We start from the raw sequence: 25,094 nt of genomic DNA, 5'->3' as shown, positions 1-25,094 counted from the left end.
CATCGCTGGCAAGCCAGGCTCCCACAAGTACTGCGCTGATATTCAACATGGCGCGGTCCCTGTGGGAGATTCTATGGTTCCTGGCAAGGGTAGCCGCAGCATCTTCAGCGCCTGTGAGATCGAGCGCAGCTCGCGATTGCGCCGCGCGGGCGGCGCTCGCGCTAACAGGCGCTGCCATACCTTGTGGCAAACACCTGTCAGCCCTAAGGCGATCCCTGTGGGAGCCTGGCTTGCCAGCGATGGGCCGCAAAGCGGCCCCGATTTTTGTCAGTTCTGCTCAGCCACGCTTGCCTTGCCTTGGCGCGTCTCGATCTCACCAATCAAGCGCTTGGCCAGCGCCGGGTAGTTCTCGTCGAAATGGTGGCCGCCGGGCAGCTTCATGCGCTCGCCAACAGCCGTGCCATCGGTGCAGCCGCTTTCGTCGGCTTCCTCGACGCCATACACACACACCACCTTGGAGGCAGGCAGCTTGGCCATTTCCGGCCCGGTTGGCGCTTCCTGGCCTTCCTTGCCTAGCCAGCCCTCGACTTCGATTTCGAAACTGCCACTGCGGGCAAAGGCCAGCAGCACCACGGCGTCGATACGCTGCTGGTCTTCGGCCGGCAGGCGGTTGTAGATCGCCGGCAGTACGTCGGCCCCGAATGAATAGCCGGCAAGCACGAAGCGCTTGGTGCCCCATTTCTGGCGATAGTGCTGCATCAGTTCGGACAGGTCGGCAGCGCTTTGCTCGGGGGTTTTGTGCTGCCAGTAATAGCGCAGTGTGTCGATGCCCACCACCGGGTAGCCCAGCTTGGCCATTTCGCCAGCCACGTCACGGTCCAGGTCGCGCCAGCCGCCATCGCCGGAAAGGAACAGGGTGACGGTATCGGTGGTTTGCCCGGCCGGCACCTCGACTACGGGGACTGGCAGCGCGTTGCCATCGTGGCCGAGCAAGGCCTGGGTCAGTTGCGCCTTGAGCACCTGCGGCAGGTGGATGTCGTAATCGCTGATGCTGGTTTCGGCATTGGCCTGGTCACGCACGAAGGCGGCGCTGGCGTCGTCCGGGTTGTCGTTCCAGGCCACGCTCCAGTGGCCATGCGCCGCCGATTTGGGCAACGGCGCCTGGCAGCCGGGCTGCTCAAGGGCAAAGCCTACGGAAATGGCGCGGGCCTTGTCATCGCTCTGCCCGGCCAGCCAGCGCCAGGCCTGGGCGGCACCAGGGCCGATACCGGCGACCACGTCGGGTTTTGCCGGCAATTGCTTCAGGGCCTGGTCCAGCGCCTGTTGCTGCTTGCTGCAATCGTTCGGTGGCAGGATCACCTGCACCAGCTGCGCTTCGCCAGCCTGGGCCAGGTCCAGCAGTTGCTTGTCGCTCAGTGCCTGGTCCTGAGGCACGCCGATGGCCACGCTGACTTTGGGGTGCACGCCTGGCGTCACCCGGGTAATGGGGGTGTCATTGATGCTCATTTGTTCCAGGTGCGCCTCTGGGGCAGGGCGCGTCCACAGCCAGAACGCCAGCCCGCCACCCAGGGCAGCCAGCAACAGGGGAACCAGCAGGTACAGCCAATAGCGGCGGGTCATCAACGTTTCACCAATCCAGTCAGGCCGCCAGCAATGAGGGCGGCAGTGTCGGCCAGTGCCACCAGCGGGTCGAGCCCGGCTGGCACGGCCATGTAGCGGGGTTCCCAGTCCGGTTGGAACTTGTCCTTGAAGCGCCGGAGCCCCTGGAAGTTGTAAAGCTGCTCACCACGGCGGAACACCAGTGAGCCCAGGCGCTGGGTCAATGGCGCGCCACGTCGTGGCTGCAGGCCGGAGAGCGGCACCATACCCAGGCTGAAGCGCCCGTAGTCACGGCTTTTATAGTGCAAGATCAAGCCGATCATCATGTACTCCATGGTCAGCTTGGGGGCCTCGGGGTGGGCGCGCATCAGGTCCAGGCTGGCCAGTTCGTGGCTGTGGGTTTCCAGCAGGTTGGCAAAGGCCACCGGGCGGCCCTGAAAGCGAATCAGGGCAATCCGGAAGTGCTGCAGGTAGTCCGGGCTGAAGCGTCCCAGCGAGAAGCCTTTCTCGCGTACGTTCTTGCCGCCGAGCCAGGCATCGGAGATTTCCTTCAGTTCTGCCAGTGGGGCTTGGCCAGGCTCGTGGATTTCCAGGCTCAGGCCATCGCGTCCGCCGCGGTTCCAGGTATAACGCAGGTCTTTCATTTCCTTGCCCTTGGCTTCGAGGTCGAAGCGGCGCAAGTCGACCCGGGCCTCTTCACCCAGTTTCAGCGCGGTCAGGCCAATGTCCATGTAGAACGGCAGGTTTTCCGCGCGTACCTGGTAGAACACCGGCCGCGCATGGTGCAGGTCGCACAGGTCGCGGAACTGCCAGATCATTTCGGCCCGTTCCTGGGCCGGGCCGATCGGGTCGTACAGTGCCACCAGGCTACGGCCGCGCCGGGCGTACATGAGGAAGGCATTGTCCCGTGGGTGGAACAGCAAGGCCTTGTCGCCGGTGAGTGCCAGGCCGCCGTCAGGCTGGTCGGAAGCCAGCAGAATGCGGTTGGCACGTTGCAGTTCTTCTTCGTCAGGCAGGTGGATCACCGGTGGTGCGGTGCGCAGCAGCCAGGTCAGTGCCAGGGCCGCCAACAGCAAGGCGCTGCCCATGGCGGCGCGCAGGCCACGGGGGGCGTCGGCGTCGAGGGTGAACTGCCACCACAGCTGATGGCTGTAGGGCACATCCTGGTAGGCGAACAGCAGCAGCCACACCGAGGCCCCGACAACACAGGCACTTGCGACCAGAAATACCGGCGAGAAGGGCAGCTCCATCAACCGGCTGGGGCGGTAGAACGAGCGCCGGAACACGGCGAGCAAGGTGGCAGTAAAGGTCAGCAGGCTGGCCTCTTCCCAGTCGAAGCCTTTGAGCAACGACAGCAGGGCACCGACCAGCAACAATACGATTGTCAGCATCCAGGCGGCCGACAGGCGCCGACGCAGGCCTTGGGCCAGCAGCAGGCACAGCACGCCGATCAGGCTGGCGCCGAAGTGCGATGCATCGATCAGCCGGTGTGGCACCAGAAAGCCCATGTGCTCCAGGCGCGTGTCGATTTCCGGGGTGGCGCCGGAGAACAGCAACACCACACCAGACAGGAACACCAGGATCGACAGGATAGGCGCAGCCAGGCCCGAGGCGGCCTTCATGGCCTGCTGGGCGAACAGCAGGCGCCGGGCTTCGTTGGCCAACAGCAACACGCAAGCCAGCAGCAGCGGCACCACTACGTAGATCAACCGGTACAGCAGCAATGCGGCAGCCAGCGGCGCCGCACCCAGCTGGTTGGCAAAGGCCGCCAGCAGGATCGCCTCGAACACCCCGACCCCGCCCGGTACATGGCTGAGCACACCTGCCGCCAAGGCCAGCAGATACACCAGCACGAACGCGCCGAACGGGGGCGCTTCGGGCAGCAGCAGGTACAGCACGGTAGCGGCAGCTGCCACATCCAGTGCAGTGATCAGCAGTTGCAGGGCGGTCAGGCGGGCATCCGGCAGGCGCAAGGTGCGGCGCCCCAGTTGCACCAGCAGGTTATTGGCCTGTGGCTGTTCGGCAAGGCGCCGACGGTACAAGCCGATGACCAGCAGGGCAGAGGCGACCAGCACCGCACTGGCGATGCCCGCCAACAGGCCCTGGGCCAGGCCAAGAGCGCTGGATGCAGCCCGCAGGTCGCTCAAGGTCGCCAGGGCGGCCAGGGGCGGAAGCGCGCAGCCCAGCGACAGGCTGGCAAAAACGGTCATGCGTGCGACCTCGCCAGCGCCCAGCCCATGGCGGGCGTACAAGCGGTAGCGCACCGAGCCGCCCGAGAGCATCGACAGGCCGATGGCGTTGCCGATGGCGAACGCACTGAAACCACCCAGCACCAGGGTAGGTGCCGGCAGCTTCACCCCGGCATAGCGGCTGGCCGACCACTCATAGCCCAGCAGGATCACGAAGCCGACCACCGTCGCGACAAAAGCGCCCAGCAGCGACTGCGCCGGCACACTGAGCATGGCGTCGTGCAAGGCGTAGATGTCCAGCTCGCTGAGCAAGTGGCGGCAAGCGATCAGGGCCATGGTGAACAGCAGCAGGGTCACCGCAAGGCCGATGGGCTGGCGGTAGCGGCTCAGGCGTTCGAGCAACGGCAGGCGCTGTACCGCACCTGGCAGCACCGTGGCGAGCGGTACCTGGGGTTCGGGGTTGTGCGTAGTCATGAATTGCCCCGGGCAAGCAGCGCGAGGTGGAGGAGAGGTGCGGCCAAGTGAAAGTCCCTTTGGAAAACGTATCCGGATATTACTCCGGACAACATGACTTGCAGTCGTCCGGCAGCGTTAAAGATAGTTCATCCTGAGGATGAGCCCTCAACACCGCAGGTTGGGTCGGTAGACCCGGTCATACGAGTGGCAGGAGACAAACGCAACAAACCCCGCGCTGCTGTTACACAGGCGGGGTTTGTTCTGACGAATATGGTTGCGGGAGCCGGATTTGAACCGACGACCTTCGGGTTATGAGCCCGACGAGCTACCAGGCTGCTCCATCCCGCGTCAGAGGTGCGCATTCTACAGTGCGCCGGACTGGTGTCAAGTGTTTTCACGCTCTGGCTCGAGACCTTTTTCAAGCGCAAAGAAAAAGGCCACTGTGTTAACAGTGGCCTTATCTTGAATCTGGTTGCGGGAGCCGGATTTGAACCGACGACCTTCGGGTTATGAGCCCGACGAGCTACCAGGCTGCTCCATCCCGCGTCAGTGGGGCGAATTCTACAGTTTGCAGCGTGTGTGTCAAGCGCTACTTTTTGATTTACCGAGACTTTTTGGAAAATCGCTTTTTCATGGGCAAAGAAAAAGGCCACTGCGTGAACAGTGGCCTTTTCTCGAAACTGGTTGCGGGAGCCGGATTTGAACCGACGACCTTCGGGTTATGAGCCCGACGAGCTACCAGGCTGCTCCATCCCGCGCCTGTGAGATCGAATTCTACGGATTTGCGCGCTGGTGTCAAGCAATTGTTTTGGAAAAACCTTTTTTGTTCAAACCCTTAGCGCATCACACCTGCATGCGGCTCAGGCGCGGCGGGCCTTTCAGGCCGATTATCGCGTGGGTATTCGGGCCAGGTGTTGAACGGGCGGCCCCATGCGATACTATCTGTATGAATTTACAGTGCTGACGGTCATCCATGTCTTTGCGCAAGATCATCCACGTTGACTGCGATTGCTTCTATGCCGCGATCGAGATGCGTGACGACCCGCGCCTGGCCGGGCGGCCCATGGCAGTGGGCGGCTCGGCAGAGCGCCGTGGCGTGATCGCCACCTGTAATTATGAAGCGCGTGCCTACGGTGTGCGCTCGGCCATGGCATCGCGCCACGCGCTGAAACTGTGCCCGGACTTGTTGATCGTCAAGCCGCGTTTCGAGGCCTATCGCGAAGCCTCGCGGGAAATTCATGCCATCTTTCGAGACTACACCGAGCTGATCGAGCCCTTGTCGTTGGACGAGGCCTACCTGGATGTCAGCGACAGCCAATGGTATTCGGGGAGCGCCACCCGTATTGCCGAGGATATTCGCCGGCGAGTCGCGCGTACCCTGCATATCACCGTGTCGGCGGGGGTGGCGCCAAACAAGTTCCTGGCCAAGATCGCCAGCGACTGGCGCAAGCCCAACGGGCTGTTCGTGATTACCCCCGATGAGGTCGAGGCATTCGTTGCGGCCTTGCCAGTGGCCAGGCTGCACGGCGTGGGCAAAGTCACGGCGGACAAACTGACGCGCCTGGGTATCGAAACCTGCCTGCAACTGCGTGACTGGTCGCGCCTGGCGCTGGTGCGCGAGTTCGGCAGTTTCGGTGAGCGGTTGTGGGGGCTGGCGCGAGGTATTGACGAGCGTGCGGTGCACAACGATAGCCGGCGTCAGTCGGTCAGCGTGGAAAATACCTACGACACCGACCTGCCGGACTTGGCCAGTTGCCTGGCGCGTTTGCCGGAGCTGCTGGAAAGCCTGAACGAACGCATCGCCCGCATGGACAGCAGTTACCGGCCAGAGAAACCCTTCGTCAAGGTCAAGTTCCATGACTTCAGCCAAACCACGCTGGAACAGGCCGGGGCGGGCAGGGACCTGGAAAGTTACCGGCAATTGCTGGGGCAGGCGTTCGCCCGCGGTGGCAAGCCGGTGCGTTTGTTGGGGGTAGGGGTAAGGTTGCGCGATCTGCGCGGGGCGCATGAACAGCTGGAGCTGTTTGCGCCTATATAAAGAAGCGGCCTTGCGCCGCGGTGGTCGGCGCAGCAGCCCCGGCAATTCAAGCAGCAATGCCGAATGCCCGGGGCTGCTGCGCAGCCCATCGCGACGCAAGGCCGCTCCTACAGGGTAATCGCGATAGAGGCCGGGTTATTGCGCCCCCGGGTCAGCCACCAATCGCCCGGTAGCCTTGGTCAACGACTGCAGAAACTCCTGCTGCAGTTCCGGGTCGTTGCGGGTCAGCTCGATCAGGCTCTGTTCCATTTCGCTGGCTTCTTCTTCAAGGCCCAACTCGGACAGGCGCTTGACCCGGTGTACCCACTGGCTGACATCGTCATCTTCGAGGTCATCGAAGATCAGCTCATGGGCCTCATGCAGCTTGTTGCGCAGGGTGGCGCTGACCAGCAGGCTGGCGTCGCCACGGACCCCGTTGTCCTCGTCGAGCACTTGCAGGTGCAGGGTGCCGACGTGGTTGAGGTTCTGCTCCGAAAACGGGCTGTCCAGCAGGTTCAGGCGCAGTACGCCGCTACGGTCGGTGGTCAGCTCGTGAGTCATTTTGCCAGCCTTGACCTCGACCAAGCGTTCGCTCCACGGCATGCTGGTGGATTCTTCACGCTGGCCTTTCTGCACTTCGCTGATCCCGGCGAGGTTCTGCTGGGCGCGGCCATTGGACGCTACGTTCATGAACGGGTTGAGCCCGTCCACCCCATAGCTGAGCCAGTCGTGGGTCATGCTTTGCGGCAGGTTGCCCAAAGCGAAGACATTGACCACGTTGGCGCCAACCCCCGCCACAACGGCCACCGCACCCAGCGGGATCTCGTAGATCTCCCGCCAGGGCTGGTAAGGCGTGTAGCGATCATAGCGGCGGGTGACTTCGAACTCGGTCACTTCGAAACGCTTTTCCTCATGCACGCGCACACGCCGTTGCGGCAGCTCCATCACCTTCGGCTCGCCGACATCGATCTGCAGGGTGTGGGCGAGCAGCTTGCGCTCCACGCGCTCTTCATGGTCGCTGCGCTGGGACATCTGGTTGGCGCAGCCGCTGACGAGCAGGGCGCCGCACAGTGCAGCGCCCCCCCGGGTAAAGGTACTTCGCTTGAACATGATTACTCGTGCATTGGTTATCAGCGGCGAACGCGGGCCTGCAGGAAGGTCAGCACTTCATTGAGCGGCAACGGCTGGGCGTCCTGCTCGGTGCGGTGCTTGTACTCCAGGTTGCCTTCGGCCAGGCCGCGATCGCTGACCACGATGCGGTGCGGAATGCCGATCAGCTCCATATCGGCGAACTTGATGCCGGGGCTGGTCTTCTTGTCGCGGTCGTCCAGCAGTACTTCGTAGCCGGCGGCGGTCAGTTCGGCGTACAGCTTGTCGGTTGCCTCGCGAACCGCTTCGGTTTCGTAGCGCAGCGGTACCAGGGCAATCTGGAACGGGGCCAGGGCGTCGTTCCAGATGATGCCTTTGTCGTCGTAGCTCTGCTCGATGGCGGCTGCCACCACGCGCGATACACCGATGCCGTAGCAACCCATCGACAGCACGACCGGCTTGCCGTTCTCGCCCAGCACCTGGCACTTCAGCGCTTCGCTGTACTTGGTGCCCAGCTGGAAGATATGCCCGACTTCGATGCCACGTTTGATGATCAGGGTGCCTTGGCCGTCCGGGCTCGGGTCGCCTTCAACCACATTGCGCAGGTCGGCTACCTGTGGCACTGGCAGGTCGCGCTCCCAGTTCACGCCGAAATAGTGCTTGTCATCGATGTTGGCACCAATACCGAAGTCGCTCATCAGCGCCACCGAGCGGTCGATGATGCATTCCAGCGGCAGGTTCAGTGGGCCCAGCGAGCCGGGGCCGGCACCGATCGCCTCGCGCAGTTCGGCTTCGGTGGCCATTACCAGCGGGTCGGCAACCTGCTCCAGCTTGGTGGCCTTGATTTCGTTCAGCTCGTGGTCGCCACGAACGATCAGGGCCACCAGCTTGCCCTCTTCGGCGCCGCGCACGATCAGGGTCTTGACGGTTTTTTCGATCGGCAGGCCGAAGTTTTCCACCAGCTGGGCAATGGTCTTGGCGTTTGGCGTATCGACCAGGCGCAGCTCTTCGGTAGGCGCAGGGCGCACGGTTTCCCGTGGGATGGCCTCGGCCTTTTCGATGTTGGCGGCGTAGTCGGAGCTGTCGCTGAAGATCACGTCGTCTTCGCCAGACTCGGCCAGTACGTGGAATTCGTGCGAGTAGCTGCCGCCGATCGAGCCGGTGTCGGCCTGCACAGGGCGGAAGTCCAGGCCCAGGCGCGTGAATATGTTGCTGTAGGCCTGGTGCATGCGGTCATAGGTTTCCTGCAAGGAAGCCTGGTCGGCATGGAACGAGTAGGCGTCTTTCATGATGAACTCGCGGCCACGCATCAGGCCGAAGCGCGGGCGGATTTCATCGCGGAATTTGGTCTGGATCTGGTACATGTTGAGCGGCAGCTGTTTATAGCTGGACAGCTCGTTACGGGCCAGGTCGGTGATCACTTCTTCGTGGGTTGGGCCGACACAGAAGTCACGCTGATGGCGGTCTTTGAGGCGCAGCAGTTCCGGGCCGTATTGTTCCCAGCGGCCGGACTCCTGCCACAGCTCGGCGGGCTGGATGCTTGGCATCAGCACTTCGAGGGCACCGGCGGCGTTCATTTCCTCACGCACCACGGCCTCGACCTTGCGCATTACCCGCAGGCCCATCGGCAGCCAGGTGTATAGGCCGGAGGCCAGTTTGCGGATCATGCCGGCACGCAGCATGAGCTGATGGCTGATGACCACTGCATCGGCAGGGGTTTCTTTCTGGGTGGCGAGCAAATATTGACTGGTGCGCATGGTTAGCCGTGTCGATTGCCTAAGACGTTGAAATAGCCCCGCATTGTACGGGGGTGAAACGAAGGCGTACAGGATGCCCCAGGGCGTGACGCTTGTCAGCCAAGAAAAAGCCCGGCGAGGTCGCCGGGCTTTTCAGGTGCGGGGCACTGCAAGCCAGGCTTACAGGATGCTCAGCGGGTACTCCACGATCAGGCGCAGTTCGTCGATCGAAGGCGAACCGTAGTAAACGCCATCGGCCGAACGGTAGGTGGCTTGACGGACGCGGAAGCTCAGGTCCTTGGCCGGGCCGCTCTGCATCACGTACTTGACGTCGATGTCGCGTTCCCATTCCTTGCCGCTGTCGGTGGTGCGGGTGGTTGCACCGGTACCACGTACATAGCGGGTCATGAAGCTCAGGCCGGGTACGCCGAACTCAGCGAAGTTCAGGTCGTAGCGAGCCTGCCAGGATTTTTCGTCTTCGGCGTTGAAGTCGGAACGGGCCACGGAGTTGGCCAGGAAGACCGTGCCGCCACCGTCTACACCGTAGGCGTAGTCGCCGTCACCGGTGACCTTCTGGTAGGCCAGGGTGAAGGTGTGGGCGCCGACGTTGTACGCGGCCGAGAGGCTGGCTGCGATGTTGTCCAGTTCGTTGCTGCCGTCGGACTTGCTGACGAATGCACCGGTCAGGTTGTTGCCGATGGACTTGGTGTCATAGATGTTGAAGTCGAACACCAGGCCTTGCTTGTCGCTGATCGGCAGCGCCCAGTTGATATTGCCGTACCACTTGCGGAAGTGGTCTTCGACACGCGAGTAGTAAACGCTGGTGCTGAGGTTGTCGGAGAGGGCGTAGGTGCCACCAAAGACATTGGCCTCGGTCAGCCGCAGGCTGTCGTGGTAGGTCTGAGCCTGGGCGTTCAGTGCGGTGAAGTGACCGGCGTGCAGGGTGAGGCCGGCAATTTCGTTGCTGGTGATCAGGCCACCTTCGGCAACTTCTGGCAGCAAGCGGCTGTCGTCGGTTGCGAATACTGGCAGTGCGGTGAACTGGTCGCCCCACTTCAGTACGGTGTTGGAGATGCGCATTTTTACAGCGCCGCCCGCTTCCGAGTAGTCATCTTGCGAGCGACCGTCCGAGCCAGTCGGGAACAGGCCGGTGCCGGCGCGGCCGCGGCCGCTGTCCAGCTTCAGGCCGAGCATGCCGATGGCGTCGACGCCGAAGCCTACGGTGCCTTGGGTGAAGCCGGATTCGAAGGTGCCCAGGAAGCCAAGGCCGGTTTCTTCCACGCGGCTCTGGCTGCCAGGCGCGTTGTTGCGGAAGTCACGGCTGAAATACAGCATGCGGGTCTTGACGTTCAGCTTGCTGTCTTCGATGAAACCTTTGGACTCATCTTGTGCGGAGGCCATTGCCAACTGCGAGGTCCCTGCCGTAACGGCCAGGGCGATCATGCTCCACTTCATCACGCGCATCGTGATTTGCTCCTTTGGTTTTTAGGAAGAGTACCGCTGCGTCCAAGTGTTTTAGTTATATGGAGCAGCTCTTTCTTGTTATGTCGGCGAAAATGTATAGCACGCTGACTGTTCTTGGCGATATGGCGATAGAGACTCTTTACGGAACTTTTCCACCATGTCGCGTTCAGGTATTTCCATGTCGCAAATCACGCCCCAATACAGGGCCGTATAACCCCAGCGCTGCTTCTTTAGCCGCCATGAATCGGTAACTACCGACGCCAGCTGAAGAAACTCCCTGGTAACCAATGCCGCTGTTGTTATTTGTCGCGTACACCTGCCATTGCAGATGCCGTGCCGACTTGGCGTGAAAGGAATGCAACAAGCGTGCTCAAAATTCGCAACAGTTCATGAAATTTTCACAAAAACCCCTACCGAGGGTCGGAAAGTGCCGTAAACACGGGGTCGAGCGCCGTTTTGGTATTGTTGAGTTCGAGAATCATTAAAATTTAAAGCGCGCTCATAAAAGTCAATGTGTTACCGCCATTTGTTCATCCAGAGTCGTTTGTGGGGTGGCAGGTGCGGGAGGGGTGGATGGATGGCCTCATTTTGGTGCGAAAAGTAGCGCTGTGTTACCGGGATTGTGCAGGGTATTCTTGCCACCCATGTTTTCCGCGCCATGCGGGTCGTTTTGTCTTAAGGAGATATGCCGTGTTCGTCCTCGATTCGCGTCTGCAGCAGGATTCCCTGGTGCTGGGGGAGTTTGCGCTGTGCCAGCTGCTGCTGAGTAAGGATGCCAATTACCCGTGGTTCATCCTGGTGCCCAAGCGTGCTGAGGTGAGTGAGTTGTTCGATTTGGATGTGCACGAGCAGCAGCAACTGTGGCAGGAGACCACCCTGTTGGCAGAAGCGTTGAAGGCCAGCTACGGCGCCGACAAGATGAACGTGGCAACCTTGGGCAATGTGGTAAACCAGTTGCACATGCACGTGATCGTGCGCCGCCGTGACGACGCTGCCTGGCCCGCCCCGGTCTGGGGCAAGTGCCCGCCAGTGGCCTATACCGATGCCCAGCTGCAGGCGCTACGCCAGCGTGTGCGCGACCTGGGGCTGGCCGGTTATCAGGAGGCCTGACATGTCACTGGAAATGCGCGTGATCGAACTGGAAACCCGCCAGGCGTTCCAGGATGACACTCTCCAGGCATTGAATGATGTGGTGGTCGAGCAGGCGAAGGTGATCGAGCGCCTGCAGCTGCAGGTGGCCGAGCTGATAAAGCGTCATGAAGAGATGGTGGGGCAATTCGGTAGCGAAGGGGACGAGGCGCCGCCGCCGCATTATTGATGCGCTGATCACTGGTCTGATCGGGTGCAGGAGCCCCCACAGGGCGGTAGTCAGGCCTGCGGGGGCATTCGTGCTGGGGCTGGCGGTATCAGCGGCGGGTCACGGCCACCACATCCTCGGCCTGCAGGCCTTTGTCGCGGTGCATCACCGAGAATTCCACGCGCTGGCCTTCGACGAGGATGCGGTGACCCTCCCCGCGAATGGCGCGAAAGTGCACGAAGATATCATCACCCGAATCACGGGAAATGAAGCCAAAGCCTTTGGACGTATTGAACCACTTCACGGTGCCGGTATCGCGGTTGCCGGTATCTGGGGCGGTGTGCTGGCTGTTGCGTGGCTTGCGCGGGCTGCGCGCAAAGCCCACGGCCAGGTGCAGGGCGACGGCCAGCGTGGCGCAGACCAGTGCTGCCAGGTTGCCCATTTCCGGGCGGGCCAGCAGCGTCAGGGTCTGTAGCACCACGGCAACTACCAGCAAGGCGCAGGCCAGGTGCTGCAGTTGCTGGCGCGCGCCTCGGTAATACAGGGGCACGACTGGCGCCAGGACCAGGTTGAGCAGGCCAAGCAGTGCCAGGTAGACCGCGTCGGGTTGCAGGAGGAAGGGGGTTGCTTCGGTTTTCAGGCTGGGTATGAGCGATAGCAGCAAAGCTGCCACGCCCGTCACCAGATGGACGATCTTGAACATGGGGTTGGCTCACAGTTGATAAGGCCGATCACAGGAAGAGCGGGCAGCACGGTGCGCATGAGGTGTAGAGCGCAAACACGTGGCAGGCCAGCCTATGCACCCGGCAATAACAGTCCGCACGGGTGGCACGCTGCCTATTTAACAGTAAAGCCGCAGGCTACTCAAACCGCAGGCCGCCCGGCGGGCGATGTGTTGCGCCATGTCACATGCGACAGGCGCCAAGTATTGCTACAGTGGTCGTCGCCCGCTTGAGTCTCAAGCCTTATGCAAAGGGGAACTTCATGGCAATCGATATCGGTATCAGTGAAGAAGATCGCAAATCCATCGTTGATGGGCTGTCCCGCTTGTTGTCGGATACCTACGTGCTGTATCTGAAAACCCATAACTTTCACTGGAACGTCACAGGGCCTTCGTTCCGCACCCTGCACCTGATGTTCGAAGAGCAGTACAACGAATTGGCGCTGGCGGTGGATTCCATCGCCGAGCGCATCCGGGCCCTGGGCTTCCCGGCGCCGGGGTCGTACGCATTCTATGCCCGGCACTCGTCCATCAAGGAGGAGGAAGGGGTACCCGCTGCGGAAGAGATGATCCGCCAGTTGGTGCAAGGGCAGGAGGCTGTGGTGCGCACGGCGCGCAGTATTTTCCCGGTAGTCGACAAGGTCAGTGACGAACCGACCGCCGACCTGCTGACCCAGCGCATGCAGGTGCACGAGAAGACCGCGTGGATGCTGCGGGTGCTGCTCGACGGCAAATGATTACCCAGGCTGTCACATAACCCTGTGGGAGATAACACAGCCCTATGGGCTGGGCTGTCGCGCAGAGAACTCGAGTCATAAGCGCGACGTGGCCTGTGTGGGAGCGGGCGTGTCGAGGCGTCGAACCGCCGCGAAGAATCCAGCGCGGTGGCTGGCACCGGCTACGCCGGTGTTCGCGGGCTCGCCCGCTCCCACAGGGGCCGCGTCGTGCATGACAATCAGTGTTTGTGCAGGAACACTTTACCGCTGCTTTGACCGCGCCCATCAGCGCTTCATAGGCCACCTGGTACCTGTGACGAGGAAGTGTGGCGCATGATGCAAGCGAGCAAGCGTGTAAATGGCCAGGGGCGTTGGCCGGGGAAACCGTGCATCGATCCGTTCAAGGCGGATTTCGACATGTTGCAGATCCAGCCGGTGTCGCGCTCCGTGCGCCTCAACGGCTTTTCCACGTGCCTGCGCCTGGAGGCCGTCTACTGGCAGATCCTCGAGCGCATTGCCGCCGCCAACCGTTGCTCGGTCAGCGCGGTGCTGTCCTACGTTGATCGCGAGATCCACCTGCGCCAGGGTGGCGTGCGCAACTTCAGCGGCCTGATCCGGGTCATCTGCGTGGCGTGGCTGCAGAACCCGCCAAGTGCGCGCTGATCGCCTGGCGGGCTGCGCAGTGCTTGCTAACCATATATAATCCCGCTTTTTGCTGCCCCCGCAGCCAGCGTTTTGGTTGACGAGAGACACCCATGCCCCTGTATGACTATCAATGTGCATCCTGCGAGCACCGTATGGAAGTGCTGCAGAAGATCAGCGCCGCGCCGCTGACCGATTGCCCGGCCTGCCAGGCGCCAGCGCTGAGGAAGCTGCTGTCGGTTCCAGGCTTCCGCCTGAGCGGTAATGGTTGGTACGAAACCGACTTCAAGACCGGGGCGAAAAAGAATCTGGCAGGCGGCGACAAGGCCGACTGAGTTGAATGCTGTGACCGGGTCTTGCAGTATTAGCCCTCCGGGCGGCCAAGGCCTCCACCGAATACACGAATCACGAGAAGCGAAACCACCATCATGATGCGCAGCCATTATTGCGGCCAACTGAACGAGAGCCTGGACGGCCAGGAAGTCACCCTTTGCGGCTGGGTCCATCGGCGCCGCGACCACGGCGGGGTGATCTTCCTCGACATCCGTGACCGCGAAGGCATGGCCCAGGTCGTGTTCGACCCGGATCGCGCCGAAACTTTCGCCGCTGCCGACCGCGTGCGCAGCGAATACGTCGTGCAGCTGACCGGTAAGGTTCGCAAGCGCCCTGAGGGTGCAGTGAATGCCAACATGGCGTCCGGTGCCATCGAAATCCTCGGCTACCAGCTGACCGTGCTCAACGAAGCAGAAACGCCACCGTTCCCGCTGAACGAGTACTCCGACGTCGGCGAAGAAACCCGCCTGCGCTACCGCTTCATCGACCTGCGTCGCCCGGAAATGGCCGACAAGCTGCGCCTGCGCTCGCGCATCACCAGCAGCATCCGTCGCTTCCTTGACGAAAATGGCTTCCTCGACGTCGAAACCCCAATCCTCACCCGTGCTACCCCGGAAGGCGCGCGCGACTACCTGGTACCTAGCCGTACCCACGCCGGTAGCTTCTTCGCCCTGCCGCAGTCGCCACAGCTGTTCAAGCAGCTGCTGATGGTGGCCGGCTTCGACCGTTACTACCAGATCGCCAAGTGCTTCCGTGACGAAGACCTGCGTGCCGACCGCCAGCCGGAATTCACCCAGATCGACATCGAGACCAGCTTCCTCGATGAAAACGAGATCATGGGCCTGACCGAAAGCATGATCCGCAAGCTGTTCAAGGAAGTGCTCGACCTGGAATTCGGCGAATTCCCGCACATGACCTTCGAAGAAGCCATGCGCCGCTACGGTTCCGACAAGCCAGACCTGCGTAACCCGCTGGAACTGGTTGACGTTGCCGACCAGCTCAAGGATGTCGACTTCAAGGTGTTCGCCGGCCCGGCCAACGATCCGAAGTGCCGTGTAACCGCCCTGCGCCTGCCAGGCGGCGCCAGCATGCCGCGCAGCAAGATCGACGAGTACACCAAGTTCGTCGGCATCTACGGTGCCAAGGGCCTGGCCTACATCAAGGTCAACGAGCGCGCCAAGGGTGTCGAAGGCCTGCAGTCGCCGATCGTCAAGAACATCCCCGAGGCCAACCTCAACACCATCCTCGACCGCGTTGGCGCCGTAGACGGCGACATCGTGTTCTTCGGTGCCGACAAGTTCAAGGTGGTCAGCGAAGCGCTGGGCGCGCTGCGTATCCGCCTGGGTCACGACTTCGAGCTGCTGACCTGCGAGTGGGCACCGATGTGGGTCGTCGACTTCCCGATGTTCGAAGAGAACGAAGACGGCAGCTTCACCGCGCTGCACCACCCGTTCACCGCGCCGAAGTGCACCCCGCAAGAGCTCGAGGCCAACCCGGCTACCGCGCTGTCGCGTGCCTACGACATGGTCCTGAACGGTACCGAGCTCGGTGGCGGTTCGATCCGTATCCATCGCAAAGAGATGCAGCAGGCCGTGTTCCGCCTGCTGGGTATCGAAGCCGAAGAACAGGAAGAGAAATTCGGCTTCCTGCTCGACGCTCTGAAGTTCGGTGCGCCGCCTCACGGTGGCCTGGCCTTCGGCCTGGACCGCCTGGTCATGCTGATGACTGGCGCCCAGTCGATTCGTGAAGTGATTGCCTTCCCGAAAACCCAGAGCGCCGCGTGTGTCATGACCCAGGCCCCTGGCCTGGTCGACGCCAAGGCCCTGCGCGAGTTGCACATCCGACTGCGTGAACAGACCAAGGTCGAATAAGCAGTCCCGGGCGCATCCACATGGATGCGCCTTTGCGTTTCGGCGCAGGCATTTTCCCGTCCCGCCCCGTCATGGGGCGGGGCTGTTTGTGATTCAAGGAAAACGGAGTCGTTATGGCTGGTCATTCCAAGTGGGCGAACATCAAGCACCGCAAAGAGCGCCAGGATGCCAAGAGAGGCAAGGTCTTCACCAAGTGGATCCGCGAACTGACGGTCGCTGCCAAGCAGGGCGGCCCTGACCCGGCATCCAACCCGCGCCTGCGCCTGGCGCTGGACAAGGCCCTGGGCGCCAACATGAGCCGCGACATCATCGACCGCGCCGTGGCCCGTGGTGCTGGCACCAACGAAAGCGACAACGTCGAGGAGCTCAGCTACGAAGGTTACGGCCCGGGTGGCGTGGCGATCATGGTCGAAGCCATGACCGACAACCGCAACCGTACCGCCGCCGCCGTGCGCCATGCCTTTACCAAGTGTGGCGGCAACCTTGGTACCGATGGCTCGGTGGCCTACCTGTTCGAGCGCAAGGGGCAGCTCAGCTTTGCGCCGGGCGTGGACGAAGACGCGTTGATGGAAGCGGCGATGGAGGCCGATGCCGACGACGTGGTAGCCAACGAGGACGGTTCGTTCGAGGTATTCACCTCGTTCAACAGTTTCTATGCCGTGCGTAACGCCCTCGAAGAGGCCGGCTTCAAGGCCGCTGACGCGGAAATCGTCATGCAGCCGACCACCAGTGCCGAACTTGACCAGGAGGGTGCCGAGAAGGTGCTCAAGCTGATCGACATGCTCGAAGACCTGGATGACGTGCAGAACGTCTACTCCAACGCCCAGATTTCCGACGAGATCATGGAAAACCTCGGCTAAGGTCTGCAGACTCGCCGAGTCAAGGCTGCTATTGGGGCTGCTGTGCAGCCCATCGCCGGCAAGCCAGCTCCCACAGGTACCGCGCTTTTCTTGAAGCTTGTGCTGTACCTGTGGGAGCTGGCTTGCCGGCGATGGGCCGCGCAGCGGCCCCTATGGGCTTGCAACGTTAGTTTTTTACGACAGGCACTATGACTCTGATTCTAGGTATCGACCCCGGCTCGCGAATCACCGGCTACGGCGTCGTCCGCCAGACCGCCCGTGGTTGCGAGTACGTGGCGTCGGGCTGTATCCGCACCGGCAGCGGCGAGCTGCACGAGCGGCTGCAGATCGTTTTTCGTGGTGTCAGTGAAATCATCACCCAGCACGGCCCGGTAACCATGGGCATCGAGCGGGTGTTCATGGCCCGCAACGCCGACTCGGCGCTGAAGCTCGGCCAGGCGCGCGGCGCCGCTATCGTTGCCGCTGCCGAAGCCGGCCTGGAAATCGCTGAATACAGCGCCACTCAGGTCAAGCAAGCCGTGGCCGGCACCGGTGGGGCCAACAAGGAACAGGTGATGATGATGGTCATGCACCTGCTGAAACTGACGCAAAAGCCGCAGATCGATGCCTCCGATGCGCTGGCCATTGCCCTGTGCCATGCCCATACCCGTTCCAGCCTGGTGCCCCATGGCCTGGCCACCGCACGCCGACGCGGCGGGCGCTTGCGTCTTTGAGCGCTTCATGCGCAGATACAAAATTTGTCCGGGTGAAGCATTCACCCGCCGCATTTGCTGATAGGGTTGAGCGGTCGTTGACCGGCTCCCCGAGAGGAAGGATCGGAACGTGATTGGACGTTTGCGCGGCACCCTGGCGGAAAAACAGCCGCCGCACCTGATTATCGACGTCAATGGCATGGGCTACGAGCTCGAAGTGCCCATGACCACGCTGTACCGTCTGCCCAAAGTGGGCGAAACCGTCACTGTGCATACCCATCTGGTGGTGCGCGAAGACGCGCACCTGCTCTATGGTTTTGCCGAAAAGCGCGAGCGCGAGCTGTTCCGCGAGTTGATCCGCCTGAACGGCGTAGGGCCCAAGCTGGCCCTGGCGTTGATGTCCGGGCTGGAGGTCGACGAGCTGGTACGTTGCGTGCAGGCCCAGGATACTTCGGCCCTGGTACGCGTGCCGGGGGTCGGCAAGAAAACCGCCGAACGCCTGCTGGTCGAACTCAAGGACCGCTTCAAGGCCTGGGAAACCTCGCCGGCCATGTTTACCCTGGTGTCGGATGGGCCGTTGCCGGCCGCAAGCGCATCAAGCGCCGAGGCCGATGCAGTCAGTGCCCTGGTCTCGCTGGGCTACAAGCCGCAGGAAGCCAGCAAGGCAATTGCCGCGATCAAGGACAAGGCTGGCTTGAGCAGTGAAGAACTGATCCGCCGCAGCCTGAAAGGGATGATTGCCAAGTGATCGAAGCCGACCGCCTGATCGCCGCCAGTGGCCGCGACCGTGAAGAAGTCCAGGACCGTGCGATCCGGCCGCTGAGCCTGAGCGAGTACATCGGTCAGCCGGTGGTGCGCGAGCAGATGTCGTTGTTCATCCAGGCTGCTCGCGGGCGCAGCGAGTCGCTCGACCACACGCTGATCTTCGGCCCCCCAGGCTTGGGCAAGACCACCCTGGCCAACATCATCGCCCATGAAATGGGCGTTTCGGTGAAGAGCACCTCTGGGCCGATTCTGGAGCGCCCGGGCGATCTGGCGGCCATGCTGACCAACCTCGAACCGCACGACGTGCTGTTCATCGACGAGATCCACCGGTTGTCGCCGGTTGTCGAAGAGGTGCTGTACCCGGCCATGGAAGACTTCCAGCTCGACATCATGATCGGCGAAGGGCCAGCGGCCCGTTCGATCAAGCTCGACCTGCCGCCGTTCACCCTCGTCGGTGCAACTACCCGTGCCGGGATGCTCACCAACCCGTTGCGTGACCGCTTCGGCATCGTCCAGCGCCTGGAGTTCTATAGCGACAAGGACCTGGCCACCATCGTCAGCCGCTCGGCCAATATTCTTGGCCTGGCCATCGAGGACCTGGGTGCCTACGAAATTGCCCGCCGCGCCCGTGGCACGCCACGAATCGCCAACCGCCTGCTGCGCCGCGTGCGTGACTACGCCGAGGTGCGCGGCAAGGGCCAGATCACCAAGGCCGTGGCTGACATGGCGTTGAACCTGCTGGACGTCGACGAGCGCGGTTTTGATCATTCCGACCGTCGCCTGTTGCTGACCATGATCGAGAAGTTCGATGGCGGCCCGGTGGGCGTCGACAACCTGGCGGCGGCCATCAGCGAAGAGCGCCATACCATCGAAGACGTACTCGAGCCCTACCTGATTCAACAGGGTTACATCATGCGCACGCCGCGTGGCCGCGTTGTCACACGGCATGCCTACCTGCACTTCGGCCTGAATATTCCAGGGCGCCTGGGGGAGGGCGCAGATTATTCGGAACCGGGCGATGAATGACAGATCGAAACCGACTTTTCGTGGTCCTACCGCAGGCACGCCGAATGGTTGCTGGCAATAAGACATTAATGACGAAAAAACAGTTGCCACAGCGGATTGGCAAGCCGAGGAGTAAGCACTAGAGTATGCGCGCGCAAAATGGCCTGGAACCGTTCGCACACCGTTGTCGCGTCTATTACGAGGATACCGATGCCGGTGGCGTGGTGTATTACGTCAACTACCTGAAATTCATGGAGCGCGCGCGCACCGAACGCCTGCGGCACCTGGGGTTCTCCCAGTCGCAACTGGCCGAAGACAATCTGCTGTTCGTGGTCCATTCCAGCGAAGCGCGCTACCACGCGCCGGCGCGGCTGGACGACCAACTGCGGGTCACCGCGCAAGTACTTGAACTCAATCGCGCCAGCCTGCGTTTCGTCCAGCAGGTTTGGCGCGAAAACGATGAAACGCTGCTCTGCGAGGGGCAGTTCCTGGTGGCCGCAGTGCGTGCTGACACTTTCAAACCCCGAGCCATACCCCCCCAGCTGCGCGACGCTTTTGCGGCGGACGGCTCGGGTAATCAATCGAACGCAGGAGAATAAGCGTGGAAGCTAACGTCGTCGACCATACCTCCATGTGGAGTCTGGTCAGCAATGCCAGCGTGGTGGTTCAGCTGGTAATGCTGACCCTGGTGGCCGCCTCGGTCACCTCATGGATCATGATCTTCCAGCGCAGCGCCATGCTGCGCGCCGGTCGTCGTGCGCTGGATGCCTTCGAAGAGCGCTTCTGGTCGGGCATCGACCTGTCCAAGCTGTACCGTCAGGCAGGCAGCAACCCAGACCCGGATTCCGGCGTGGAGCAAGTATTCCGTGCCGGCTTCAAAGAGTTCTCGCGCCTGCGCCAGCAGCCGGGTGTAGACCCGGATGCGGTCATGGAAGGCGTGGGCCGTGCCATGCGCGTGGCCATCTCGCGCGAAGAAGAAAAGCTTGAGCAGAGCCTGCCGTTCCTGGCCACCGTCGGTTCCACCAGCCCGTACATCGGCCTGTTCGGTACCGTATGGGGCATCATGAACTCCTTCCGCGGCCTGGCCAGCGCCCAGCAAGCGACCCTGGCCACCGTTGCCCCGGGTATCGCCGAAGCCCTGGTGGCTACGGCCATCGGCCTGTTCGCGGCCATTCCGGCGGTCATTGCCTACAACCGTTTTGCCGCGCGCAGCGAAGTGCTGATCGGCCGTTACTACACCTTCGCCGACGAGTTCCAGGCGATCCTGCACCGTAAAGTGCACACCAGCGAAGAGTAATCAGGTAGAAGCCCATGGCCCGAGTTCGCCACAAACGCAAGCCCGTCGCCGAGATGAACGTGGTGCCCTACATCGATGTGATGCTGGTGCTGCTGGTCATCTTCATGGTGACGGCGCCCATGCTCAACCAGGGCGTGAAGGTAGACCTGCCCAAGGTTTCCAGCGAAGCCTTGCCGCAGGACAACAACGTCCAGATCCTCACCATCTCCATCAAGGCCGACAAGACCTATTACTGGAACCTCGGCAGCGAAGTCGATACCGACAAGCAGATGGACAAGGCCATGACCCTGCCGGCCATGACCGATGCCGTGACCAAGATCATTGCCGCCGGCCGTGACCAGGGCAAGCAGACCCAGGTATTCATTCGGGGTGACAAGGCGGTCGACTATGGCGCGGTCATGGGTGCCATGGGCGGGTTGCAGAAGGCCGGTGTCGGTAACGTTGGCCTGATTACCGAGGCGCCCTGATGCAACAGCGAGAGCCATCCGCCTCGGAAAGCTACTTCTGGCCCAGTGTCTGGGCCATCGGTCTGCATGTGCTGGTGTTCGGCTTGCTGTTCGTCAGTTTTGCCATGACGCCTGAGCTGCCGCCTTCCAAGCCAATCGTCCAGGCTACCCTTTACCAGCTCAAGTCCAAGAGCCAGGCGACCACCCAGACCAACCAGAAGATTGCCGGGGAAGCGAAGAAAACCGCGTCGCGTCAGACTGAAGTCGAGCAGCTGGAGCAGAAGAAGGTCGAGCAGGAGGCCATCAAGGCTGCGGAACAAAAGAAAGCCGACGCCGCTCAAAAGGCCGAAGAGGCTCGCGAAGCCGCCGAGGCGAAAAAAGCCGAGGACGCGGCCAAGGCCGCCGAAGCCGCCAAGGCCAAGCAAGCCGCCGAAGCCAAGAAGGCCGACGAGGCGAAGAAAGCCGCCGAGAAGCAGCAGGCTGACATCGCCAAGAAGAAGGCCGAGGACGAAGCGAAGAAAAAAGCCGAAGAAGAGGCCAAGAAAGCGGCCGCTGAAGAGGCGAAGAAACAAGCCGCCGAGGACGCCAAGAAAAAGGCAGCCGAAGAGGCCAAGAAGAAAGCAGCCGAGGACGCCAAGAAGAAAGCGGCGGCCGAGGACGCGAAGAAGAAGGCAGCTGAAGAGGCCAAGAAGAAGGCCGCTGCAGACGCCCAGAAGAAAAAGGCACAGGAAGCGGCTCGCAAGGCGGCAGAAGACAAGAAAGCCCAGGCCCTGGCCGAGCTGTTGTCCGATACCACCGAGCGGCAGCAGGCCCTGGCTGACGAGCAAGGTGACCAGGTGGCCGGCGATTTCGACGACCTGATCCGCATGCGCGCGGCCGAGGGTTGGGCGCGTCCGCCTTCCGCGCGCAAGGGCATGACGGTGACCCTGCAGGTAAGCATGTTGCCGGACGGTACCGTTACCAGTGTCAGCGTGGTCCGTTCCAGTGGTGACGGCCCGTTCGACAGTTCGGCGGTGGCTGCGGTCAAGAACATTGGTCGTTTGACCGAGATGCAGGGTATGAAGCCGAGCGATTTCAACCGTTATCGTTCGTTCAAGATGACATTTACACCTGAGGATCTAGCGTTGTGATTAAACGTCTGAGAGGACTGCTGGTCTTGCTCTGCTGCGTGGCAGGCTTGGCGGTGGCAGAGGAAAAGAACATCCTGGTCACCAGCGGCAGCGACCGGGCCACGCCCATCGCGGTAGTACCGTTCGGTATGCAGGGCGGTAGCGTGTTGCCTGAAGACATTGCCGACATCATCGGCAACGACCTGCGCAACTCTGGCTACTATTCACCGATTCCGCGGCAGAACATGATCAGCCAGCCGTCGCAGGCCAGCGAAGTGATCTTCCGTGACTGGAAAGCCCTGGGCGCCCAGTACGTGATGGTCGGTAGCATCGTGCCGTCGGGTGGTCGCCTGCAGGTGCAGTACGCGCTGTTCAACGTCGCCACCGAGCAGCAAGTGCTGACCGGTAGCGTGGCGGGCAGCACCGACCAGTTGCGCGACATGGCGCACTACATTGCAGACCAGTCGTTCGAGAAGCTCACCGGCATCAAGGGTGCGTTCTCGACCCGCATGCTGTACGTGACTGCCGAGCGCTTCTCCACCAACAATACCCGCTACACCCTGCAGCGCTCGGACTACGACGGTGCACGTGCGGTCACCCTGCTGCAATCGCGCGAGCCTATCCTGTCGCCGCGGTTCGCACCGGATGGCAAGCGTATTGCCTACGTATCGTTCGAACAGAAGCGCCCGCGCATCTTCGTGCAGAACATCGATACCGGCCGCCGCGAACAGGTGACCAACTTCGAGGGCCTGAACGGCGCGCCAGCCTGGTCGCCTGACGGTTCGCGCCTGGCCTTCGTGCTGTCCAAGGACGGCAACCCGGACATCTACGTGATGAACATGGCCTCGCGCCAGATCAGCCGCGTAACCGCCGGCCCTGGTATCAACACCGAGCCGTTCTGGGGTAAAGACGGCAACACCATTTACTTCACCTCCGACCGGGGCGGCAAACCGCAGATCTATAAACAGTCGGTCAGTGGGGGTGGTGCCGAGCGCGTAACCTTCGTGGGTAACTACAACGCCAACCCGAAACTTTCGGCAGACGAGAAAACCCTGGTGATGATTCATCGCCAACAGGGCTTTACCAACTTCAAAGTGGCGGCACAGGACTTGCAGCGCGGAAGTGTAAAGATTCTCTCGGAAACAAGTCTTGATGAGTCTCCCACTGTTGCGCCAAACGGCACCATGCTAATCTACGCCACCCGCCAGCAGGGCCGGGGAGTCTTGATGCTCGTGTCGCTTAATGGCCGCGTGAGGCTCCCACTTCCTACCGCTCAAGGCGAAGTCAGAGAACCGTCCTGGTCCCCTTACCTGAACTGATTGCGGCGTAATACGTTTTGCTTAACACACTGGGGTTTCATTAGGAGTTTCACGATGGAAATGCTGAAGTTTGGTAAATTTGCTGCGCTGGCTCTGGCCATGGCCGTAGCTGTAGGTTGCTCCTCGAAGGGCGGTGACAACGCAGGCGAAGGCGCTGCTGTAGATCCTAACGCTGGCTACGGTGCCAACACTGGCGCTGTTGACGGCTCCCTGAGCGAAGAAGCCGCCCTGCGCGCAATCACCACCTTCTACTTCGAATACGACAGCTCGGACCTGAAGCCAGAAGCCATGCGCGCTCTGGACGTTCACGCCAAGGACCTGAAAGCCAACGGCAACCGCGTTGTTCTGGAAGGTAACACCGACGAGCGCGGCACCCGCGAGTACAACATGGCTCTGGGTGAGCGTCGTGCGAAAGCCGTTCAGCGCTACCTGGTTCTGCAGGGTGTTTCCCCTGCTCAACTGGAAGTGGTTTCCTACGGCGAAGAGCGTCCAGTTGCTACCGGCAACGACGAGCAGTCCTGGGCTCAGAACCGTCGCGTAGAACTGCGTAAGTAAGTTCTTATGCGTATGTGCCGCCGTGTAGTAACCGTCCTCGCACTCAGCCTGCCGCTCGCGGCCTGGGCTGAGGTCCCTGTAGTAGATGACAACGCAGGCAGTTATCCGCCCGCGGGTTATGGCACGAGCGGCGCCTATGCCGGGTCGGGGGCTTCGGCCCCTGCCTCTGCACAGGGCCAGCTGTTCATGCAGCTGCAACAGATGCAGGACCAGCTTTCCCGCCAGCAAGGCATCATCGAAGAGCTGCAAAACGATGTGTCGCGCATGAAGCAGGAAAACCTGGAGCGATACCAGGACCTGGACCGTCGCATCAACAGTGGTGCTGCACCTGCCGCAACCCCTGACAATTCCTCCGGTGGTGCATCCAATGCCGCCTCCGGTGCAGCAGCCGGCGCTGCTGCGCAACAACCGGCCGCCAGTAGCGAGCCCGGTGACCCGGCGAAAGAGAAGCTCTACTACGATGCAGCTTTCGACCTGATCAAGCAAAAAGACTTCGACAAGGCCAGCCAGGCGTTCACCGCCTTTCTGCGCAAATACCCGAACAGCCAGTACGCCGGCAATGCCCAGTACTGGTTGGGTGAGGTGAACCTGGCCAAGGGTGACTTGCAAGGCGCCAGCCAGGCGTTTGCCCAAGTCAGCCAAAAGTACCCCAAGCACAGCAAGGTGCCAGACTCGCTTTACAAACTGGCCGACGTCGAGCGCCGCATGGGCCACACCGATAAGGTCAAGAGCATCCTGCAACAGGTCATCACCCAGTATCCCGGCACCTCTGCCGCGCAATTGGCACAGCGTGACCTGCAAAAGCTCTAAGGCCCTTTGCAGTAGCGTTTGAAATAAACCCGCGCCAGTCGCGGGTTTTTTCGTTAGAATCACGGCCCTTTTTTCGTAAACACGCTGCTGCGGATAACGCGATGTCGAGTCCGCGGCAGTGCCTGACGGAGGCGGGCAGCCTGTTTAGCTGTCACGCCCGTGGCGA

24 protein-coding genes and 3 tRNA genes are annotated in these 25,094 nt (G+C 61.8%); 18 read left to right on the top strand and 9 right to left on the bottom strand.

Annotated elements, in window-relative coordinates:
• Positions 1-267 precede the first annotated feature (267 nt).
• The 5 genes from DMX12_RS19820 to DMX12_RS19800 form a co-directional block, all read right to left on the bottom strand.
• Positions 268-1,560: a virulence factor family protein gene (locus DMX12_RS19820; protein ID WP_110679226.1), complete on the bottom strand. Its 1,293-nt coding sequence runs from the start codon at positions 1,558-1,560 to the stop codon at positions 268-270.
• The gene (gene mprF / locus DMX12_RS19815; protein ID WP_110679225.1) at positions 1,560-4,202 is read right to left on the bottom strand and encodes a bifunctional lysylphosphatidylglycerol flippase/synthetase MprF; all 2,643 of its coding nucleotides are present in this window, start codon (positions 4,200-4,202) and stop codon (positions 1,560-1,562) included. The genes DMX12_RS19820 and mprF overlap by 1 nt, the downstream gene beginning before the upstream one ends.
• Positions 4,203-4,455: 253 nt before the next feature.
• Positions 4,456-4,532: transfer RNA gene (locus tag DMX12_RS19810), tRNA-Met, on the bottom strand.
• Positions 4,533-4,653: 121 nt separating this feature from the next.
• Positions 4,654-4,730, bottom strand: a tRNA-Met gene (locus tag DMX12_RS19805).
• A gap of 135 nt (positions 4,731-4,865) precedes the next feature.
• Positions 4,866-4,942: transfer RNA gene (locus tag DMX12_RS19800), tRNA-Met, on the bottom strand.
• Positions 4,943-5,163: 221 nt separating this feature from the next.
• Between DMX12_RS19800 and dinB the strand changes: the two genes are divergently transcribed.
• Complete coding sequence (gene dinB / locus DMX12_RS19795) at positions 5,164-6,222, top strand: DNA polymerase IV (RefSeq protein ID WP_161892868.1); 1,059 nt, start codon at positions 5,164-5,166, stop codon at positions 6,220-6,222.
• 135 nt (positions 6,223-6,357) lie between these two features.
• Here dinB and DMX12_RS19790 read toward each other — a convergent pair whose 3' ends face one another.
• The 3 genes from DMX12_RS19790 to DMX12_RS19780 all read right to left on the bottom strand — a co-directional run bounded on the left by DMX12_RS19790 (position 6,358) and on the right by DMX12_RS19780 (position 10,490).
• Positions 6,358-7,311 carry a hypothetical protein gene (locus DMX12_RS19790; protein WP_110679224.1) on the bottom strand — a complete coding sequence of 318 codons (954 nt, stop codon included), beginning with the start codon at positions 7,309-7,311 and terminating at the stop codon, positions 6,358-6,360.
• A gap of 20 nt (positions 7,312-7,331) precedes the next feature.
• A complete protein-coding gene (locus DMX12_RS19785; protein ID WP_110679223.1) occupies positions 7,332-9,047 on the bottom strand; it encodes a proline--tRNA ligase in 1,716 nt (571 codons plus the stop codon).
• A 159-nt stretch (positions 9,048-9,206) separates the two neighbouring features.
• Positions 9,207-10,490, bottom strand: coding sequence for an OprD family porin (locus tag DMX12_RS19780; RefSeq protein ID WP_054905824.1), 1,284 nt, complete (start codon positions 10,488-10,490; stop codon positions 9,207-9,209).
• Positions 10,491-11,180: 690 nt separating this feature from the next.
• On the opposite strand from DMX12_RS19780, the gene DMX12_RS19775 reads away from it, so the two are divergent.
• Complete coding sequence (locus DMX12_RS19775) at positions 11,181-11,600, top strand: HIT domain-containing protein (RefSeq protein WP_110679222.1); 420 nt, start codon at positions 11,181-11,183, stop codon at positions 11,598-11,600.
• A 1-nt stretch (position 11,601) separates the two neighbouring features.
• Positions 11,602-11,808, top strand: a complete 207-nt coding sequence (locus tag DMX12_RS19770; RefSeq protein ID WP_110679221.1) for a SlyX family protein — start codon at positions 11,602-11,604, stop codon at positions 11,806-11,808.
• Between the two features lie 88 nt (positions 11,809-11,896).
• Here the strand turns inward: DMX12_RS19770 and DMX12_RS30170 are convergent, their stop codons facing one another.
• A complete protein-coding gene (locus DMX12_RS30170; protein ID WP_009684044.1) occupies positions 11,897-12,490 on the bottom strand; it encodes a cold-shock protein in 594 nt (197 codons plus the stop codon).
• 281 nt (positions 12,491-12,771) lie between these two features.
• Here DMX12_RS30170 and DMX12_RS19760 point away from each other — a divergent pair, with 281 nt between their 5' ends.
• The 15 genes from DMX12_RS19760 (at position 12,772) to ybgF (ending at position 24,928) form a co-directional block, all read left to right on the top strand.
• Positions 12,772-13,245: a Dps family protein gene (locus DMX12_RS19760; protein WP_009684045.1), complete on the top strand. Its 474-nt coding sequence runs from the start codon at positions 12,772-12,774 to the stop codon at positions 13,243-13,245.
• Between the two features lie 312 nt (positions 13,246-13,557).
• Positions 13,558-13,887 (top strand): ribbon-helix-helix domain-containing protein, encoded by a 330-nt coding sequence (locus tag DMX12_RS19750; protein ID WP_009684046.1) that lies wholly within the window; start codon positions 13,558-13,560, stop codon positions 13,885-13,887.
• A gap of 92 nt (positions 13,888-13,979) precedes the next feature.
• Positions 13,980-14,201 carry an FmdB family zinc ribbon protein gene (locus DMX12_RS19745; RefSeq protein ID WP_110679219.1) on the top strand — a complete coding sequence of 74 codons (222 nt, stop codon included), beginning with the start codon at positions 13,980-13,982 and terminating at the stop codon, positions 14,199-14,201.
• Positions 14,202-14,294: 93 nt separating this feature from the next.
• Positions 14,295-16,070 carry an aspartate--tRNA ligase gene (gene aspS, locus DMX12_RS19740; RefSeq protein ID WP_029888030.1) on the top strand — a complete coding sequence of 592 codons (1,776 nt, stop codon included), beginning with the start codon at positions 14,295-14,297 and terminating at the stop codon, positions 16,068-16,070.
• Between the two features lie 113 nt (positions 16,071-16,183).
• Positions 16,184-16,930 carry a YebC/PmpR family DNA-binding transcriptional regulator gene (locus DMX12_RS19735; RefSeq protein ID WP_110679218.1) on the top strand — a complete coding sequence of 249 codons (747 nt, stop codon included), beginning with the start codon at positions 16,184-16,186 and terminating at the stop codon, positions 16,928-16,930.
• Positions 16,931-17,118: 188 nt separating this feature from the next.
• On the top strand, positions 17,119-17,643 hold the full coding sequence (ruvC, locus tag DMX12_RS19730) for a crossover junction endodeoxyribonuclease RuvC (RefSeq protein ID WP_029888028.1): 525 nt from the start codon (positions 17,119-17,121) through the stop codon (positions 17,641-17,643).
• 109 nt (positions 17,644-17,752) lie between these two features.
• Entirely contained in the window at positions 17,753-18,370 is a 618-nt protein-coding gene (ruvA, locus tag DMX12_RS19725) for a Holliday junction branch migration protein RuvA (protein ID WP_110679217.1), read from the top strand.
• Positions 18,367-19,413: a Holliday junction branch migration DNA helicase RuvB gene (gene ruvB / locus DMX12_RS19720; protein WP_029887414.1), complete on the top strand. Its 1,047-nt coding sequence runs from the start codon at positions 18,367-18,369 to the stop codon at positions 19,411-19,413. Before ruvA ends, ruvB begins: the two co-directional genes overlap by 4 nt.
• A gap of 125 nt (positions 19,414-19,538) precedes the next feature.
• Entirely contained in the window at positions 19,539-19,991 is a 453-nt protein-coding gene (ybgC, locus tag DMX12_RS19715) for a tol-pal system-associated acyl-CoA thioesterase (RefSeq protein ID WP_054911979.1), read from the top strand.
• A gap of 2 nt (positions 19,992-19,993) precedes the next feature.
• On the top strand, positions 19,994-20,689 hold the full coding sequence (gene tolQ, locus DMX12_RS19710; RefSeq protein WP_009684054.1) for a protein TolQ: 696 nt from the start codon (positions 19,994-19,996) through the stop codon (positions 20,687-20,689).
• Positions 20,690-20,703: 14 nt separating this feature from the next.
• On the top strand, positions 20,704-21,156 hold the full coding sequence (gene tolR, locus DMX12_RS19705; RefSeq protein WP_003254760.1) for a protein TolR: 453 nt from the start codon (positions 20,704-20,706) through the stop codon (positions 21,154-21,156).
• Complete coding sequence (gene tolA / locus DMX12_RS19700; RefSeq protein ID WP_054905832.1) at positions 21,156-22,265, top strand: cell envelope integrity protein TolA; 1,110 nt, start codon at positions 21,156-21,158, stop codon at positions 22,263-22,265. The genes tolR and tolA overlap by 1 nt, the downstream gene beginning before the upstream one ends.
• Positions 22,262-23,563 carry a Tol-Pal system beta propeller repeat protein TolB gene (tolB, locus tag DMX12_RS19695; RefSeq protein WP_009684057.1) on the top strand — a complete coding sequence of 434 codons (1,302 nt, stop codon included), beginning with the start codon at positions 22,262-22,264 and terminating at the stop codon, positions 23,561-23,563. Before tolA ends, tolB begins: the two co-directional genes overlap by 4 nt.
• A 54-nt stretch (positions 23,564-23,617) precedes the next feature.
• Complete coding sequence (gene pal / locus DMX12_RS19690) at positions 23,618-24,118, top strand: peptidoglycan-associated lipoprotein Pal (protein ID WP_029887416.1); 501 nt, start codon at positions 23,618-23,620, stop codon at positions 24,116-24,118.
• Positions 24,119-24,124: 6 nt separating this feature from the next.
• Positions 24,125-24,928, top strand: a complete 804-nt coding sequence (gene ybgF / locus DMX12_RS19685; protein ID WP_029887417.1) for a tol-pal system protein YbgF — start codon at positions 24,125-24,127, stop codon at positions 24,926-24,928.
• Positions 24,929-25,094: the final 166 nt, after the last annotated feature.

Origin of the sequence: Pseudomonas sp. MB-090624, from assembly GCF_003205245.1 — a bacterium.
In the GTDB taxonomy this organism is placed as follows: Bacteria; Pseudomonadota; Gammaproteobacteria; order Pseudomonadales; family Pseudomonadaceae; genus Aquipseudomonas; species Aquipseudomonas juntendi.
Note: the sequence above shows the minus strand (reverse complement) of the source record. Positions and strands in the feature narration are given on the sequence as shown.

Coding starts and splice junctions, on each gene's coding strand:
- DMX12_RS19820 (WP_110679226.1), bottom strand. CDS start 1,560: ATGACCCGCCGCTATTGGCTGTACCTGCTGGTTCCCCTGTTGCTGGCT.
- mprF (WP_110679225.1), bottom strand. CDS start 4,202: ATGACTACGCACAACCCCGAACCCCAGGTACCGCTCGCCACGGTGCTG.
- DMX12_RS19790 (WP_110679224.1), bottom strand. CDS start 7,311: ATGTTCAAGCGAAGTACCTTTACCCGGGGGGGCGCTGCACTGTGCGGC.
- DMX12_RS19785 (WP_110679223.1), bottom strand. CDS start 9,047: ATGCGCACCAGTCAATATTTGCTCGCCACCCAGAAAGAAACCCCTGCC.
- DMX12_RS19780 (WP_054905824.1), bottom strand. CDS start 10,490: ATGCGCGTGATGAAGTGGAGCATGATCGCCCTGGCCGTTACGGCAGGG.
- DMX12_RS19770 (WP_110679221.1), top strand. CDS start 11,602: ATGTCACTGGAAATGCGCGTGATCGAACTGGAAACCCGCCAGGCGTTC.
- DMX12_RS30170 (WP_009684044.1), bottom strand. CDS start 12,490: ATGTTCAAGATCGTCCATCTGGTGACGGGCGTGGCAGCTTTGCTGCTA.
- DMX12_RS19760 (WP_009684045.1), top strand. CDS start 12,772: ATGGCAATCGATATCGGTATCAGTGAAGAAGATCGCAAATCCATCGTT.
- DMX12_RS19750 (WP_009684046.1), top strand. CDS start 13,558: ATGATGCAAGCGAGCAAGCGTGTAAATGGCCAGGGGCGTTGGCCGGGG.
- DMX12_RS19745 (WP_110679219.1), top strand. CDS start 13,980: ATGCCCCTGTATGACTATCAATGTGCATCCTGCGAGCACCGTATGGAA.
- aspS (WP_029888030.1), top strand. CDS start 14,295: ATGATGCGCAGCCATTATTGCGGCCAACTGAACGAGAGCCTGGACGGC.
- DMX12_RS19735 (WP_110679218.1), top strand. CDS start 16,184: ATGGCTGGTCATTCCAAGTGGGCGAACATCAAGCACCGCAAAGAGCGC.
- ruvC (WP_029888028.1), top strand. CDS start 17,119: ATGACTCTGATTCTAGGTATCGACCCCGGCTCGCGAATCACCGGCTAC.
- ybgC (WP_054911979.1), top strand. CDS start 19,539: ATGCGCGCGCAAAATGGCCTGGAACCGTTCGCACACCGTTGTCGCGTC.
- tolR (WP_003254760.1), top strand. CDS start 20,704: ATGGCCCGAGTTCGCCACAAACGCAAGCCCGTCGCCGAGATGAACGTG.
- tolA (WP_054905832.1), top strand. CDS start 21,156: ATGCAACAGCGAGAGCCATCCGCCTCGGAAAGCTACTTCTGGCCCAGT.
- pal (WP_029887416.1), top strand. CDS start 23,618: ATGGAAATGCTGAAGTTTGGTAAATTTGCTGCGCTGGCTCTGGCCATG.
- ybgF (WP_029887417.1), top strand. CDS start 24,125: ATGCGTATGTGCCGCCGTGTAGTAACCGTCCTCGCACTCAGCCTGCCG.